Here is a 16951-nt window from a genome sequence, read left to right on the forward strand (position 1 = left end):
GCCGGACCAGAGAGTTAGACCCATGACGTACATCCAGGGTGAAACGGGCGATTGGGAAGTGGTGATCGGGCTGGAAGTCCATGCCCAGATCGTCTCCAACGCCAAGCTGTTCTCCGGCTCGGCCACCGCGTTCGGCACCGCGCCGAACAGCCAGGTCAGCTTCGTGGACGCGGCGTTCCCCGGCATGCTGCCGGTGATCAACGGCTATTGCGTCGAGCAGGCGGTGCGCACGGGCCTTGGGCTCAAGGCGCAGATCAACCTGTACTCGGTGTTCGACCGCAAGAACTACTTCTACGCCGACCTGCCGCAGGGCTATCAGATCAGCCAGTACCAGCAGCCGATCGTCGGCAAGGGCGAGCTGGTGCTCGACCTGCCCGACGGCTCGACGCGCACGGTGGGCATCACCCGCCTGCACATGGAACAGGACGCCGGCAAGTCGATCCACGACCAGCACCCCTCCAAGACGTTCATCGACCTCAACCGGTCGGGCGTGGCGCTGATGGAGATCGTGTCGGAGCCGGACATGCGCACCGCAGAGGAAGCGGGCGCCTACGTGCGCAAGCTGCGCTCGATCCTGCGTTATCTCGGGACCTGCGACGGCAACATGGAGGAAGGCTCCATGCGCTGCGACTGCAACGTCTCGGTGCGCAAGCCAGGGGCACCGTTCGGCACGCGCTGCGAGATCAAGAACGTCAACTCCATCCGCTTCGTCATCGCCGCCATCGAGTATGAGGCGCGCCGCCAGATCGAAGTGTTGGAAGAGGGGGGCACCATCTCCCAGGAGACGCGGCTGTGGGACACCACCAAGCTGGTGACCCGCTCCATGCGCTCGAAGGAAGAGGCGCACGATTACCGCTACTTCCCCGACCCCGACCTGCTGCCGCTGGAGCTGGACCCGGAGTGGGTGGAGGAGATCAAGCGCACCCTGCCGGAACTGCCGGACGAGAAGAAGGCCCGCTTCATCGGCGACTACAAGCTGTCGCCCTACGACGCCAACGTGCTGGTCAACGAGAAGGCCAAGGCCGACTACTTCGAGACGGTCGCCAAGGGGCGTGACGCCAAGCTGGCTTCCAACTGGGTGACCGGCGACCTGTTCGGCGCGCTCAACAAGGCCGGCAAGGAGATCGAGGAGAGCCCGGTTTCGGCCGAGAACCTCGGCGGTCTGATCGACCTGATCACCGACAACACCATCTCCGGCCGCATCGCCAAGGAAGTGTTCGCGACCATGTTCGAAACCGGCGAGAAGCCGGCGGACATCGTCGAGGCGAAGGGGCTGCGTCAGGTCACCGACACCGGCGCCATCGAGGGCGCCATTGACCAGATCATCGCCGCCAACGGCGACAAGGTGGCCGAATACAAGTCCGGCAAGGACAAGCTGTTCGGCTTCTTCGTTGGTCAGGCGATGAAGGCCACCCAGGGCAAGGCAAACCCCGCCCTGGTCAACGAAATCCTTCAGAAGAAGCTGAACGGCTGATCGTTGTAACACGCATGCGTGTCACAGACGCCGCGGGCCATCCGGTCTGCGGCGTCTTTTTTTGCCTGCGGATGTGCCGAAAAGGCGGTGATTGACTGCGTTTGCCGGCGTTGCATACTCCCGTATATTTCAAAGGCGCGACAACAAAGCGTTTGCTTTTCGTCGAATGCAAGTTTCCATTGTAAACCTGGGGAGGTTCGATGGATCCTGCGGGTTTGTCATTCTCGATGATCGCTGGCACGGCGATCGCGGCCCTGGTGGCGCTGACGGTGGGGGCCTGGATCGGCTTCCTGGCCGGGCGCCGGCGTCCGGCTGCGGCCGACGACAGCCGCCTGCGCGCCATGCTCGACACCGCCCCGGTTGGTGTCATCATCAACACCCGTGAGGGTAAGAACCTCTATCGCAACGGCCGCGCGCTGGACATCTTCGGCAAGACCGCGGCGGAGTTCGCGGCGGAGGGCGTTCCCACCCTTTACGCCCACCCCGAGGAGCGCGCCCGCTTCCTGGAGCGCATCTACCGCGACGGCATGTCCTGCGAGGATGAGGTGCTGTTGCGGAGGGGCTCCGGCGAAACCTACGTCGCCACCATGACCTCGGTGGTCACCGAGTACGGCGGCCAGCGCTGCCACATCACGTGGTTCCACGACCTCAGCAAGCAGATCCAGGCCGACGCGGAGCGCCGCGACATGATCGAGCGGCTCGCCATGGCGCTGGAGGCGACCAACGCCGCCGCCTGGGACGCCGATGTCGCGGCCGGCACCTGCTGGTGGTCGGACAGCTTCCCGCTCATGCTGGGCTTCCGCACCGTTCCGGCGATGGCGCCCGACTTCTGGGAGACGCGCCTGCACCCGGAGGACCGCACGCGCGTGCTGGCGCACGTCGATGCCCACCTGCGTGGCGAGAGCGCCGCTTATGAGTACGCCTACCGCCTGCGTCGTGAGGACGGCTCCTGGATCTGGGTCGAGGCCAAGGGGCGGGCGATCCTCGACAAGGACGGCCGTCCGGTGCGCTATGTCGGCATCATGACCGACATCTCCGCCCGCCGCCGCCACGAAGAGCTGCTGCGCGCCAGCGAGGAACGACTGCTGCGCATCCTCGAGGCGTCGCCGATCTCGGTGAACATCAGCTCCAAGGACGGGCGCTGGCTCTTTGCCAACGCGCAGACGGCGCGCATCTTCGGCCTGACCCGCGCGCAGATGGAGCGCACCTCGATCCCCGACCTGTACGTCGATCCGGCGACGCGGCAGCAGTTGCGGGCGCGCCTGGACAGCGAGGGTGCTTTCCGCGACGCCGAGGTGGCGTTCCGCCGCCCGGACGGCAGCATCGTCTGGGTGCTGTCGTCGTGGGACTCCATCGAGTTCGACGGGGAGAGCGCCTTTCTCACTTGGCTCTACGACATCACCGACCGCAAGGCCGCCGAAGCCGAGCTGACCGCCGCCAAGGAGGCCGCCGAGCGGGCGCTGGCCGATCTGCGCGCCGCGCAGGAAAGCCTGATCCAGGCGGAGACCATGGCCTCGCTGGGCCAGCTCGTGGCCAGCGTGGCGCATGAGATCAACACGCCCATCGGCATCGGCCTGACCGCCGCCAGCCACGTCGCCGAATCGACCGCGCGGGTGCGCGAGCGGTTCGAGGGCGGCGCCATCCGCCGCGGCGACTTCACCGACTACCTGAACACCATCGGCGAGGGGGCCAAGCTGCTGGTCGCCAACATGAACCGCGCGGCCGAGCTGATCCAGAGCTTCAAGCAGGTGGCGGTGGACCAGTCCTCGGGTGACCGGCGCGGCTTCGACCTGAAGACCTACATCGGCGAGGTGCTGTTCAGCCTGCGCCCGCGCCTGAAGCGCACGCGCATCGCCGTCGAGGTCGACTGTCCGGAGGGGCTGCGGATGGACAGCTTCCCCGGCGCGCTCAGTCAGGTGCTGACCAACCTGACGATCAACGCCATTGTGCACGCCTATGCCGACGGGCAGGACGGCACCATTCGCATCGGCGTGGAGCCGCGGGGCGAGGACGAGGTGGTGCTGGTGTTCGCCGACGACGGCAAGGGGATTCCGGCCGACGTGCTGCCGAAGATCTTCGACCCGTTTTTCACCACCAAGCGCGGTGAGGGCGGCAGCGGGTTGGGGCTGCACATCGTGTTCAGCACCGTGACGCAGACGTTGGGCGGACGGGTGTCGGTCGATTCGCGGGTCGGGCAGGGCACCCGCTTCACGCTGGTGCTGCCGCGCCGCGTCGAGCAGGAGGTTCCGGAGAGCGTGGCGGTCTGACCGCCCCTCACTCCGCCGGTGCCGTCTGCCCGGTGGTGACCTCGGCGTCCGGCCGCTTGCGGCCGAACCAGCGCTTCAGGCGGACCGACGCGCCGTCCAGGAACGTCAGCACCACCGGCACCACCAGCAGCGTCAGCACGGTCGAGCTGATCAGCCCGCCGATCACCGCGTGCGCCATGGGCGCGCGCTGCTGCGCACCCTCGCCGAGGCCGAGCGCCAGCGGCAGCATGCCGAACACCATCGCGGCCGTGGTCATGACGATGGGGCGCAGGCGAATGATTCCGGCTTCCACCAGCGCTTCCTTCAGCGCCTTGCCCCGTGCGCGGGCCTGATTGGAGAAGTCCACCAGCAGAATGGCGTTCTTGGTCACCAGACCCATCAGCATGATGAAGCCGATGGCGCTGAAGATGTTCAGCGTGGAGCCGGCGACCAGCAGGCCGACGAACACGCCGACCAGCGACAGCGGCAGCGACGCCATGATGGCGAAGGGTTGCAGGAAGCTGCCGAACTGCGAGGCGAGGATCAGGTAGATGAGGATCACCGCAAGGCTCAGCGCCTGCGCGGCGTAGCTGCTGGTCTCGGCGATGTCCTTGGTCGAGCCGCCGAAGACGATCCGATAGCCGGGCGGCAGTTGCACCTGCGCAAGCGACGTCTGCAACTCCTTGCCGACGTCGCCGACCGCGCGGCCCTGCACGTTGGCGCTGACCAGCACCTCGCGCGCGAGGTCGCGGCGGTTGATCTGCGAGGCGCCCAGCGTCGTCTGCACCTCGGTCACCTGACTGAGCGGCACCATGCGCGGGTTGCCCTCGGCGTCCTTGGTCGAACTGGCGAGATAGATCCGGTCGAGGTCGGTGCGGCCGGTGCGGGCGCTCTCCGGCAGGCGGATGTGCACGTCGTAGGTCTCGCCGTCCGGCGCCTTCCAGGTGGAGATCTTGTCACCGGCGAACAGCGGCCGCAGCGTCGAGGCGACCTGCGTGGTGCCGATGCCCAAATCGCTGGCGAGGTCGCGCTGGAGGCGCACGGACAGGGTGGGCTTGGCCGCCTTCAGGCTGCTGTCCACGTCCACGAAACCGGGGATGCGGTGCATGGCGGCGTTGATCTGCCCGGAGATGCCGTCCAGCGTCGTGATGTCGCGGCCCTGGACCGAGACCTGGATCTGCTTCTGCACGCCGCCCACGCCGGGGATGCCGATGTTGACGCTGATGCCGGGAATGGCGGCGAGCCGCTCGCGGATCGGCGCGGCGAGGTCGTTGGGCGAGCGCTTGCGCTCGGTCAGCGGCACGAGACGGACGTAGATGCTGGCCTTGTTCTTGCCGACCGAGGTTCCGGTGTTCACCGTGGCGTAGGTGTAGCCGATCTCCGGGAACTCGTGCAGCGCCTTGACCGCCTGTTCGACCTTGGCGGTGGTGTAGCCCAGCGACGAGCCGACCGGAGTTTCCACCTCCACCACCGACTCGCCGAGGTCGGCGGCCGGCACGAACTCGGTGCCGATGAACGGCACCAGAGCGAAGCTGCCGAAAAAGATCAGTCCCGCAGCGGTCATGACGATCCAGCGCCGCCGCAATGCCCAGCCCAGGAACCGCCCATAGGCCTGCGAGAAGCTCTCGAACCAGCGCTCGAAGGCTGATGCCAGCCAGCCGAACGGCCCGCGCCCGTGCCGGCCGTGCGCTGCCGGGTCGTACCAGACCGACGACAGCATGGGGTCGAGCGTGAACGACACGAACAGCGAGATGAGCACCGCCGCCGACACGGTGATGCCGAATTGCAGGAAGAAGCGGCCGATGATGCCGCCCATGAACGCCACGGGCAGGAACACCGCGACGATGGTCAGCGTGGTGGCGAGCACCGCCAGCCCGATCTCCGCCGTGCCGTCCAGCGCCGCCTGCCGGTGCGTCTGGCCGCGGTGCAGATGGCGCATGATGTTCTCGCGCACGACGATGGCGTCGTCGATCAGGATGCCGATGGCCAGGGAGAGCGCCATCAGCGTCATGACGTTCAGCGTGTAGCCCATGGCGGCCAGCACCGCGAAGGTGCCCAGCACCGCCACCGGCAGCGTCATGCCGGTGATCACCGTGCTGCGCCAGGACCCCAGGAACAGCATGACGATCAGCACCGTCAGAATGCCGCCGACGACCAGCGTCTCCTGCACGTTGTTGAGCGAGTTGGTGATGCCGCGCGCGGTGTCGCGCACCACCACGAACTCCACGTCGGGCGGCACCGCGCCGGACTGGCGCATCTCGGCCACCGCCTTTTGCAGGCCCCTGGCGACCTCCACGGTGTTGGCGCCCTGCACGCGCACCACATCAACGGCCAGCGCCGGCTTGCCGTTGAAGAGTGCGACCGAATCCTGCTCCTCCTGGCCGTCGAGCACCTCGGCCACCTGACCCAGGCGCACCGGCGTGTTGCCGCGGCGCGCGACGATCAGGTCGAGGAACTGCGCGGGCGTGACGAAGCGCCCGTCCACCTGAACGACGCGCTCGCGCCCGCCGCCCTCGACGGTGCCGGCGGGGATGTCCTGGTTCTCGTTGGTGACGGCGCGCACCACTTCGTCCACGCCGACGCCCAGGGCTTCCAGGCGCTCAGGTTTGAGGCGGATCTGCACCTGCCGCTTGACGCCGCCGGCGATGGTCGCGCGCCCGACGCCGCGCACGTTCTGCACGCGCTTGAGGATGATCTGGTCGGTCAGCGTGGTGAGGTCGCGCAGCGTGCGGATGTCCGACTTCACCGCGACCGACACGATGGGCTGGTCGTCCGGGTTGAAGCGCGAGATCTGCGGCTCCTTCACCTCGGTGCGGAAGGTTGGGCGGAGCGCCGAGACCTTCTCGCGCACGTCCTGCACCGCCTGGGTCGAGGCGGTCTTCAGGTCGAACTCGGCGATCACCACCGAGCGCCCCTCGTAGGAGCGCGAGGTCAGCGTCTTGATGCCGGCGATGGTGTTGATCGCCTCCTCGACCGGGCGCGAGACGTCGGTCTCGACGGATTCCGGGCTGGCGCCGGGATACTCGGTGGAGACCACCACCACCGGGAAGTCCACGTCCGGGAACTGATCGACGCCCAGGCGCTGGTACGAGAACAGGCCGAACACCATCAGCGCCACCATCAGCATGGTGGCGAAGACCGGGTTGTCGACGCTGATGCGGGTGATCGGCATTGCCTACACCCCCGCCGCCGCGCGGACGGCTTGGCCCGGCTGAAGGCCCGGCAACGGCGCTGTGACGACGAGGTCGCTGGCCGTCAGCCCCTCCACCTGGACCAGTTCGGCGCGTCCCCAAGCGCCGCCGCGGCGGACCGGGGTGCGGGTCAGGCGGCTGTCGACGACGGTCAGCACGAAGTCGCCCTGGTCGTCGTGGCGCAACGCCGCCGGGGGCAGGGCGATGGCGTTCTCCGCCTCGGCCACCACCACGTCGCCGGTGGCGAACATGCCGCCGCGCAAGGACCCGTCCGCGTTTTCCACCGCCACATAGACGGGGATCGCCCGCGTGCCGGCCCGCGCCTGCGGGTTGATGCGCGCCAGCGTGCCCTGGAAAATCCGCTCGCCGAATCCCTCGACGCGCAGCGCCACCGGCTGGCCGGGCTTGAGGCGCGCCACGTCGTCGGCCGGCACGGTGGCGGTCACCTCGACACGGCTGAGGTCGACCACGCTGAACATCTTCGTGTTCACCGCCAGCGTCTCGCCGGGGTTGACGGTGCGCTCGGCCACCATGCCGTCGATGGGGGAGCGAACCACCGCGTCGTTCAGCGCCTTGCGCGCCATCTCCACCTGCGCGGCCATCGCCTGCACGGTCGCCTGCTGGAATTGCCACGTGCTCTGCGCCTGATCCAGATTGGCTTCGGCGATGATGTCCTTCTGGCGCAACGCCAAACTCTTGGCGCGCGTCTTCTCGGCGTAGACGAGCTGCGCCTTGGCGCCCGCCAGATTGCTTTCCTTCTCGGCCAGGCGGTTGGCGAGGTCGCGGGTGTCGAAGCGGGCCAGCACGTCGCCGCGCTTCACCGCCTGCCCCTCGCGCACCAGCACCTCGGCCAGGGTGGCGGCGACTTCCGACTTCACCAGGGTCCAGTTCACCGGATCGACCGAGCCGGACAGGCGCACCGTCTCGGTCAGGCGGCGCGGCGCCACGCGGGTCAGCTCGATGGCGGCCAGCTCCAGCGTGCGTTCGGGCGGCGGTGCGTCCTTGTTGACCGCCGCCTGCCCGCTGCTGCGCGCCTGCCACATCAGGCCGCCTCCGGCCAGCGCTGCGATCACCAGCAGACTGAGGACTATCCGGCGCATGCCGCGGCGCCGGGGCGGGGAGGTCTCAGGCATCGGGGGCGTCCTTGGGAGCGGCCCGCAGGCCGTGCAGAACGAGGTCGAGGTAGGAATCGAGGAATCCCTCGGCAGTGGTGCCGGGGTCGATCTCATAGGGGGCGAGCGAGTGCGTCCAGATTGTCAGCATGGTCAGCGGTGCCGCCAGCACGCGCGCCATGTGCTGCACGTCCACCGGGCGGAACTCGCCGCGGTCGATGCCGCGCTGGATCAGGCGGGCGAAGATGCCCCGGCCGCGCGTCACCACCTCCTCCACATAGAAGCGGGCGAGGTCGGGGAAGTTGGCGGCCTCCGCCATCACCAGCTTGGGCAGGCCGGCGGCCGGTTCGTCGTTCATCTGTCCGTAGCGGGTGACGAGGTGGCGCATCAGCTCCTCCGTCGGGCCGGGGAAGCTTTCCAGCATCTCCTCGCCCAGGCGGATGTTCGGCAGCACGGACTCGCGCACCACGGCTTTGAACAGACCGGCCTTGTTCTCGAAGTAGGCGTAGGGCAGGCCGACCGACACGCCGGCCCGGCGGGCGACGTCGTCCAGCTTGGTGGCGGCGAAACCGCGCTCAATGAACAGGTCGCGCGCCGCCTCGATCATTTCGGCGGGGCGGGCTTCCTTGCGGCGGGTCCGGCGCGTCGGCGTGGGTGGGGATTCGTGGGACATGGTGCTTTATAAAATGAACGTTCATTCAATAAGCACGCATAGGCCGTTTGTCAATGGTTGTGCCGACGCTTGCTGGAACATGCCGGGTCGTTGCGACGTTGTCGGCGGTGGCGCTGTTCAACGGTTTGCCGTACCTTGAGGAACTGTGGCAGGATATCCGCGCCAATGGCCTGCGCCCGCGGCCGGAGCCGCAGCCTTACCGCGTGCTGGATCCGGTGTATCCAAAGATCCAGCACGCTTGATTGTGCTCTAACGAAACGATATCGTCAGTTTTGGAACTGGCGAGTTTCATTTTCATGCCCCTCGACAACACCCCGGAATGGCGTCTGCGCCGGCGCGAGGCGATCCTCGCGGCTGCGGCGGAGCTGTTCGGGCGCCGTCCGTACCATGAGGTGCAGGTCGACGACGTGGCGAAGTACGCCGGTGTCGGCAAGGCTACGCTGTACCGCTATTTTCCCTCCAAGGAGGAGCTGTACCTGCACTCCTTCGACGGGGCGCTGGCCCGGCTGGAGGTGCTGCTGCACGCCCCGCCGCCGGTCGGCGCAGCGCCGGAAGACGTGCTGGCCCAGCGCGTGCGGGCGCTGCTCACCACCTTTGTCGAGCAGTTGCCGACGCTGAAGGTGCTGGGCGGCGACCACTCGCATCTTGCCGAACAGGGGCGGCAGGTGTTCCGCCGCCGCGCCGGCCGCATCGCCGCGGCGTTGCGCGACGTGCTGGAGGCCGGCCATGCGGCCGGGCGGTTCCGCGCGGTGGATGCGGAGATGACGCCGCTGTTGATCATCGGCATGGCGCGCGGCGCCATCATGTTGTCCGGCGGCACGGCGCCGGAGCGGCTGGAAGCCGCGATCCTCGATCTCGTACTCAAGGGCGCGCTGGCAAGACCGGCGGCCGACGACGCTGGGAGTTGGTGTTCATGAAGCGCGTGTTGATGCTCCTCCTGCTCGCGGCGTTGGCGGCTGGCGGCTACTGGTACACGCAGACGCCCCGCGCGGAGGCGCCGAAGCCCGCCGCTTCCGCCGCGCGCCAGGCCGTGCCCGTGGTGACCCGCCCGGCCGAGATCCGCCCGATCCCGGAGGAGATCGCCACCATCGGCACCGTGCAGCCCATCGCCACCATCGCCATCAAGGCGCGGGTGGACACGGTGGTGGACACCGTGCATTTCGCCGAAGGGCAGGAGGTCAAGGCCGGCGAGCCGCTGTTCACGCTGGACGACCGGGCGCTGCAGGCACAGCTCCGTCAGGCGCAGGCCAACCTGGAGCGCGACAAGGCCAACCTGGAGAAGGCGAAGCAGGACGTCGTCCGCTACAACGAGCTGCTGAAGCGCGACGCCGTCGCCCGCCAGCAATACGACGCCGCGGTCGCCACCTCCGCCGCGCTGGAGGGCACGGTCAAGGCCGATCAGGCCGCGATCGAGAGCGCCAAGGTCTCGCTCAGCTACGCCCGCATCGTCGCGCCGCTCGACGGTCGTACCGGTACGGTGAACGCCAAGGGCGGCACCATGGTGCGCGCCGCCGACGCGACACCGCTGGTGACCATCACCCAGCTTCGCCCGATCAACGTCGCCTTCAATGTGGCCGAGCGCTTCCTGCCGGCGATCCGGCAGGCGATGCGCGAGGGCCGGCTGACCGTCGGCGCCAACCTGCCCGGCAACCGCGCGGCGCGGGCCGAGGGCGTGCTGGCCTTCATCGACAGTCAGGTGGACCAGCAGAGCGGCACCATCCTGGTGCGCGGCGAGTTCCCGAATGCCGACACCATGCTGTGGCCGGGCCAGTTCGTCGACGTGGTGCTGCGGCTGCGCGTCGATCCGCAGGCCCTGACGCTGCCCAGCGACGCCGTGCAGACCGGCCAGGACGGCCGCTTCGTCTATGTGGTGAAGCCCGACAACACGGTGGAGATGCGCACCGTCGCGGTGGGCCGCACCTTCGAGGGGCTGGCGGTGATCACCAGCGGCCTGCAACCCGGTGAGCGAGTGGTGGTGGACGGCCAGTCGCGGCTGTTCCCCGGCGCGCTGATCGCCGACCGCGCGCCCGCCGGCGCTCCCGGCGGGGGCGGCAAGACGGAAGCCAAATCGGCCCAGCCCGGAGGCGCCTCATGAACATCTCCGAGCTGTGCATCCGCCGTCCGGTCATGACCATCCTGCTGACGGCGGCGCTGGTTCTGTCGGGGGTGGCGGCGTACCGGCAGTTGCCGGTGGCGGCGCTGCCGCGCGTGGACTTCCCCGTCGTCGCCGTCTCGGCGCAGCTGCCCGGCGCCAGCCCGGAGACCATGGCGGCCTCCGTCGCCTCGCCGCTGGAGCGCGAGTTCGCCACCATCGCCGGCATCGACACCATCACCTCGTCCTCGACGCTGGGCAACACGGCGATCACCATCCAGTTCGTGCTGGAGCGCAACATCGACGCCGCCGCCGCCGACATCCAGGCGGCCATCGCCCGAACGGCGCGCCGCCTGCCGGCGGAGATGACCAACCCGCCCAGCTACCGCAAGGTCAACCCGGCCGACCAGCCGATCCTGTTCCTGTCGCTGAACTCGCCCTCCACGCCGCTGTCCACGCTGAACGACTATGCCGAAACCATCGTGCAGCCGCGCGTCGGCACGCTGGACGGCGTGGCGCAGGTGCAGATCTACGGCTCGCAGAAGTTCGCGGTGCGCATCCAGGTCGACCCCGACGCCATGTCGGCGCGCGGCATCGGCATCGACGAGGTGCAGAAGGCGCTGGCCTCGGCCAACGCCAACTCGCCGGTCGGCACGCTGTCGGGCGACCGCCAGCAGCTGGTGCTGGCCGCCAACCCGCAGCTGCCCAACGCCGAGGCGTTCCGCGAGCTGATCATCGCCTTTCGCAACGGCGCGCCGGTGCGCCTGACCGACATCGCCAGCGTCCAGGACAGCGTCGAGAACAACCGCACCGCCGGCTGGTACAACGGCGCCCGCGCCATCGTGCTGGCGGTGCAGCGCCAGCCCGACGCCAACACGGTGGAGGTGGTGGACCGCGTGCGTGCCCTGCTGCCGGCCTTCCGCGCGCAGTTGCCGCCCGCCGTCTCCATCGACGTGACCAACGACCGCTCGCTGTCGATCCGCGAGGCGGTGGAGGACGTGCAGTTCACCCTGGTGCTGACCATCGGGCTGGTGATCCTGGTGATCTTCCTGTTCCTGCGCAAGCTGTCGGCGACCCTGATCCCGGCGCTGGCGGTGCCGATCTCGCTGGTCGCCACAGCGGCCGGCATGCAGCAGATGGGCTTCTCCATCGACAACGTGTCGCTCCTGGCGCTGACGCTGTCGGTCGGCCTCGTGGTGGACGACGCCATCGTCATGCTGGAGAACATCGTCCGCTACATCGAAGAGGGCATGGGGCCGTTCGAGGCGGCGATCAAGGGTTCCAAGGAGATCGGCTTCACCATCGTCTCCATCACGCTGTCGCTGGTGGCGGTGTTCATCCCAATTCTGCTGATGGGCGGCGTGGTCGGCCGGCTGTTCCACGAATTCGCCATGGTGGTGACCATGGCCATCGCCGCGTCGGCCTTCGTGTCGCTGACGCTGACGCCGATGCTGTGCTCGCGCTTCCTCACCCGCGAGAAGCACGGCGAACAGGAAGGGCCGCTGGGCCGCGTGCTGGAGGGCGGCTTCAACATCCTGCTGCGCGGTTATGAGGCCACGCTGCGGCTGGCGCTGCGGGCGCGGCCGGTGATGCTGCTGGTGTTCGTCGGCACCATTGTCGGCTCCGGCTATCTGGTGTCGATGGTGCCAAAGGGCTTCTTCCCGACCGAGGACATCGGCCAGCTGTTCGTGCAGACCGAGGCGGCGCCCGACATCGCCTTCCCGGCCATGGCCGAGCGGCAGCGGCAGGCGGCGGCGCTGGTCAAGGCGCACCCGGCGGTGGCCTACGTCAACGCCGCGGCGGGTGCCGGCGGACCGAACCCGACCTCGAACACCGGCCGCATGTTCGTGGCGCTGAAACCGCGCGCGGAGCGCCCGCCGGCGCAGGAGGTCGTGCAGCAGCTCCGCCGCGACCTCCAGAAGATCCCCGGTCTGGCGGCCTTCATCCAACCCATCCAGAACCTGCGCGTCGGTGGCCGCTCGTCCAAGAGCCTGTACCAATACACGGTGCAGGCGCTCGACCTGCCCGAGCTGTATAATTGGTCGCAGAAGCTGGAGCGCGGCTTGCGCGACGTGGCGATCCTGCAGGATGTCACCAGCGATTTGCAGCTCAACAGCCCGCAGGCCTACGTCAACATCGACCGCGAGAAGGCGACGACGCTGGGCGTCACGGCGGATCAGGTGCGCTCGACGCTCTACAGCGCCTTCGGGCAGCGGCAGGTGTCGACCATCTACACGCCGTCGAACGACTATCAGGTGCTGATCGAGCTGGACCCCAAATACCAGCAGGACGACAGCGCCCTTTCACGAGTCTACGTGCGCAACAACGCCGGCAAGCTGATTCCGTTGGATGCCTTCTCCCGTGTCGAGCGCACCGCCGGGCCGTTGTCCGTCAATCACCAGGGGCAGTTGCCGGCGGTCACCATCTCGTTCAACCTCGCCCCCGGCGTGGCGCTGGGCGATGCGGTGGCCTCGGTGCGCCGGGTCGAGCAGCAGTTGGGCCTGCCGGCCACCGTCAGCACCGGCTTCGCCGGCACCGCGCAGGTGTTCCAGGACGCCCAGGCCGGTCAGGCGCTGCTGCTGACCTCGGCGGTGCTGGTCATCTACATCGTGCTGGGGGTGCTGTACGAGAGCTTCGTCCACCCGCTGACGATCCTGTCCGGCCTGCCCTCGGCGGCCATCGGGGCGCTGGCGACGCTGATCCTCTTCGGGCAGGAGCTGAACGTCATTTCGGTGATCGGCATCCTCATGCTGATCGGCATCGTCAAGAAGAACGCCATCATGATGATCGACTTCGCGCTGGAGGCCCAGCGCGAGCAGGGCATGAGCCCGCGCGAGGCCATCGAGCGCGCCTGCGTCTTGCGCTTCCGCCCGATCATGATGACGACGATGGCGGCGATCATGGGCACGCTGCCCATCGCCGTCGCCCACGGCGCCGCCGCCGAACTGCGCCAGCCTCTCGGCCTCGCGGTTGTCGGCGGCCTTGTGGTGTCGCAGATGCTGACGCTGTACATCACGCCGGTGCTGTACCTGTACATGGAGGACGCCGGGCGTCTGGCCAATCGCCTGCTGCACCGCCGCCCCGCCGAGGAGGCTGCTCCCGGCCACGTGGTGTCGGCCGGCGACGACTGACGGAGGCTCCCATGGCCCCGCTCGTCGTCACCGTGGCGCCCAACGGGGCGCGCCGCGGCAAGGCCGATCATCCGGCGATCCCGCTGACGCCGGACGAGATCGCCCGCGAGGCGGCGCTCTGCCGCGAGGCCGGGGCGGCGATGATTCACCTGCATGTGCGCGACCGCAACGGCGGGCACACGCTGGACGCCGATGCCTACCGCGCCGCCACCGCGGCGATCCGGCGCGAGGTCGGCGACGGCCTGCTGATCCAGGCGACGACCGAGGCGGTCGGCCTCTACACCCCGGCGCAGCAGATGGCGGCGATGCGCGACCTGCGGCCCGAGGCGTTCTCGGCGGCGGTGCGCGAGTTGCTGCCCGACCTGGCCGCCGAACCCGAGGCCGCCCGCTTCCTGGCCGAACAGGCGGATGCGGGCACGCTGATCCAGTACATCCTCTACGACCCCGGCGATGTGCGGCGCTTCGACGAACTGCTGGCCCGCGGTGTGGTGCCGGAGGCGGGGGCGAGCGTGCTGTTCGTGCTCGGCCGCTACACCGCCGGTCAGCAATCGGACCCGCGCGACCTGCTGCCCTTCCTGGCTGCCTGGACCCGGCCGCTGGCCTTCGCCGTCTGCGCCTTCGGCCGGCGCGAGGCGGCCTGCGTGGCGGCCGCCGCGGCGTTCGGCGGGCACGGGCGCGTCGGGTTCGAGAACAACATGCTCCTCGCCGATGGCAGCCCGGCCCCGGACAACGCGGCGCTGGTGCGGCAGGCGGCGGACCTCGCCCCGCTGCTCGGCCGTCCGCTTGCCACCGCCGGGCAGGCGCGTGCGATGCTGGGCGGTGTTATGGCGTAAGGCGTAGTATTGTGCTGGGCGTACTCCTTTGGTCGGGGGTCGGGTTCGCCCTAAAGGATGTCGCGCCTATGTCCATAGATTGCTTCAATGCCGGCCTCGGCTTTGGCATAAAACGTCCAAGCGAAGTCGAACGGGGAACACCGGAACGACTTCCGGGGAGGAAACGCCAATACTTAAATAAATAGAACGAAACTGAAGCCCGGAGCCTATGGCTGCCGGGCTTTTTGATGTCTTGCGTTCTGCGTTGACCCTTTGCGGAAATGCCTGAGCGGCCAACTCGGGCTTTGGTCGGCGCCTACGCCTGCCGCGCTCCGCGCCGGCCGCGGGGGTGGCGCAGGCCGGCGGCGCGGATGACCTCGGCCAGGGTGCGGCGCAGATGCTCGGGCTCCACCGGCTTGTGCAGGATGGTGAAGCTTTCGGTCTTGCTGTCGTACACGCATTCCGGGCTGTTCTCGCCGGTCAGCATCACCGCCGGGATGTGCGTGCCGTAACGGGCGCGGATGGTGCGGATCGCCTGTGTGCCGGTGCGCTGCTCGCGCAGGCGATAGTCGGCGACGATCACGTCCGGCGCCCGCGCCCTGAGGGACAGTTCGGCAACCGCCTCGTCGCAGGACTCGGCGGTCAGCAGCGAGTAGTCCCACTGTTCCAGGAGGGCACGCAGACCCATCAGGATCACCGGGTTGTCGTCGATCAGCACGGCGAACACGCCGGCACCGTCCAGCCGCTCCGGTGCATCCGGCCCCACCGCCTCGACGCGGTCGAGCGGCACCACCACCGTAAACACCGACCCCACGCCCGGCGTGGAGAGCACCTCCACCGGGTGGTCGAGCAGCCCGGACAGCCGTCGCACGATGGCGAGGCCGAGGCCGAGGCCCTGCTTCTGGTCGCGCTCGGGGTTGGCGAGCTGGTGGAACTCGGTGAAGATCTCGTCCAGGCTCTCGGGCGGGATGCCGATGCCGGTATCGCGCACGGAAATCGCCAGCCGCGCACCGCGCACCGTGCACTCCACCGCGATTTCGCCCTTCTGGGTGTAGCGGACGGCGTTCTCGACGAGGTTGCGCACCATGCGGCCCAACAGGTTGGGGTCGCTGTGCACCGCGACGTCCGGCGCACGGACCGACCATGCCAGCCCCTTGGCGGCGGCGACCGGGCCGTAGCTCGAATCGATAGTGGTTATCAGGTCGTCGATGGGGAACGCCTCGCGCTTGGCGTGCACGATGCCGGCGTCCAGCTTGGAGATGTCCAGCAAGCTGTCGAGCAGGCCCTTGAGCGCGCCCAGCGCCCGGTCCATGTGGCTCAGCACCTGCTGCGTGCGGCCCGTGTCCTGGCCGGCGGCCAACGCCGCCGAGAACAGCATCAGCGACTGCACGGGCTGGCGAAGGTCGTGCGTCGCCGCGGCGAGGAACTTGGACTTGGCGCGGTTCGCCGTCTCGGCGGCGATGCGGGCGGCGATGGCCTCTTCCTTGGCGGCGATGATGGTGCGTTCCATCTCGATGCGCGCGGTGATGTCGCGCATGATCGCCGTGAAGAAGCGCCGTCCTTCGGCCGTCCAGGCGCCGATGGAGATGTCCACGTGCACCTCGCGCCCGTCGGCACGGTGGACGCGGGTGCGGCCCTCCTCGAACTGCTCCAGCCGCACGGCGACGGGGGTGTCCACCAGCGCGCCGTCGGCGCAGCCGAACAGCGCGTGCGCCGCGCGGTTGGCCGAGTGGATGATTCCGCCCTCGTCCACCGTGACGATCGCGTCGGTGGCGGTGTCGACGATGGCGCGATAGCGCGCGGCGCGGCCTTGCCGCAACTGCTGCTCGCGCCGCACCGACACGGTGATGTCGTGCACCTGCAACAGGCAGCCGAGCCGCGGGCCGGACAGCGGCTTGGTGATGATCGACTGGTGGGTGGGGTGGTGCCGCTCGCCGACGCGGGTCACCAGCGGCATCAGGTTGGGATTCAGGTAATGCGACACCACCGACGAGGTGCCGAAGGTCAGCGTTTCCTCGATGGCGCGGGCGAGGCGGCCCTCCGCCAGATTGGGGAACAGCGCGAAGAGGCCGCTTCCGATGGCGTCGCCGATAGCGATGCCCGACTGCTCGCTCATCCAGCGGTTCCAGCCGAGGATCGTCAAGCCATCGTCCAGGACGATGACGCCGAAGTCCAGATCGTCGAAGGAGGCGAGGTCGGCGAGGTCAGGCATCGCGTTCC

11 protein-coding genes are annotated in these 16951 nt (G+C 68.7%); 7 read left to right on the forward strand and 4 right to left on the reverse strand.

The features are described from left to right. Positions 1–22 precede the first annotated feature (22 nt). Both gatB and ACSVDD_RS00395 read left to right on the forward strand, forming a co-directional pair. Complete coding sequence (gene gatB, locus ACSVDD_RS00390) at positions 23–1474, forward strand: Asp-tRNA(Asn)/Glu-tRNA(Gln) amidotransferase subunit GatB (protein WP_448187301.1); 1452 nt, start codon at positions 23–25, stop codon at positions 1472–1474. 227 nt (positions 1475–1701) lie between these two features. Continuing rightward, positions 1702–3741, forward strand: coding sequence for a PAS domain-containing sensor histidine kinase (locus ACSVDD_RS00395; RefSeq protein ID WP_448187302.1), 2040 nt, complete (start codon positions 1702–1704; stop codon positions 3739–3741). Positions 3742–3748: 7 nt separating this feature from the next. Here the strand turns inward: ACSVDD_RS00395 and ACSVDD_RS00400 are convergent, their stop codons facing one another. From ACSVDD_RS00400 to ACSVDD_RS00410, 3 genes are read right to left on the reverse strand one after another with little or no spacing between them, the layout of a single operon-like run. Continuing rightward, positions 3749–6892 (reverse strand): efflux RND transporter permease subunit, encoded by a 3144-nt coding sequence (locus ACSVDD_RS00400; RefSeq protein WP_448187303.1) that lies wholly within the window; start codon positions 6890–6892, stop codon positions 3749–3751. Between the two features lie 3 nt (positions 6893–6895). Then, positions 6896–8044, reverse strand: coding sequence for an efflux RND transporter periplasmic adaptor subunit (locus tag ACSVDD_RS00405; protein WP_448187304.1), 1149 nt, complete (start codon positions 8042–8044; stop codon positions 6896–6898). Next, complete coding sequence (locus ACSVDD_RS00410) at positions 8037–8696, reverse strand: TetR/AcrR family transcriptional regulator (RefSeq protein ID WP_448187305.1); 660 nt, start codon at positions 8694–8696, stop codon at positions 8037–8039. The genes ACSVDD_RS00405 and ACSVDD_RS00410 overlap by 8 nt, the downstream gene beginning before the upstream one ends. Positions 8697–8803: 107 nt before the next feature. Between ACSVDD_RS00410 and ACSVDD_RS00415 the strand changes: the two genes are divergently transcribed. From ACSVDD_RS00415 to ACSVDD_RS00435, 5 genes are read left to right on the forward strand one after another with little or no spacing between them, the layout of a single operon-like run. Then, a complete protein-coding gene (locus ACSVDD_RS00415) occupies positions 8804–8938 on the forward strand; it encodes a hypothetical protein (RefSeq protein ID WP_448187306.1) in 135 nt (44 codons plus the stop codon). 54 nt (positions 8939–8992) lie between these two features. Further along, complete coding sequence (locus tag ACSVDD_RS00420; RefSeq protein WP_448187307.1) at positions 8993–9613, forward strand: TetR/AcrR family transcriptional regulator; 621 nt, start codon at positions 8993–8995, stop codon at positions 9611–9613. Then, positions 9610–10791, forward strand: a complete 1182-nt coding sequence (locus ACSVDD_RS00425; protein ID WP_448187308.1) for an efflux RND transporter periplasmic adaptor subunit — start codon at positions 9610–9612, stop codon at positions 10789–10791. The genes ACSVDD_RS00420 and ACSVDD_RS00425 overlap by 4 nt, the downstream gene beginning before the upstream one ends. Beyond that, complete coding sequence (locus ACSVDD_RS00430; protein WP_448187309.1) at positions 10788–13919, forward strand: efflux RND transporter permease subunit; 3132 nt, start codon at positions 10788–10790, stop codon at positions 13917–13919. Before ACSVDD_RS00425 ends, ACSVDD_RS00430 begins: the two co-directional genes overlap by 4 nt. Positions 13920–13930: 11 nt before the next feature. Beyond that, positions 13931–14752, forward strand: a complete 822-nt coding sequence (locus ACSVDD_RS00435) for a beta-keto acid cleavage family enzyme (RefSeq protein WP_448187310.1) — start codon at positions 13931–13933, stop codon at positions 14750–14752. 295 nt (positions 14753–15047) lie between these two features. Here ACSVDD_RS00435 and ACSVDD_RS00440 read toward each other — a convergent pair whose 3' ends face one another. Beyond that, complete coding sequence (locus tag ACSVDD_RS00440; RefSeq protein WP_448187311.1) at positions 15048–16943, reverse strand: PAS domain-containing hybrid sensor histidine kinase/response regulator; 1896 nt, start codon at positions 16941–16943, stop codon at positions 15048–15050. Positions 16944–16951 lie beyond the last annotated feature (8 nt).

Source organism: Azospirillum terrae (genome assembly GCF_053470425.1).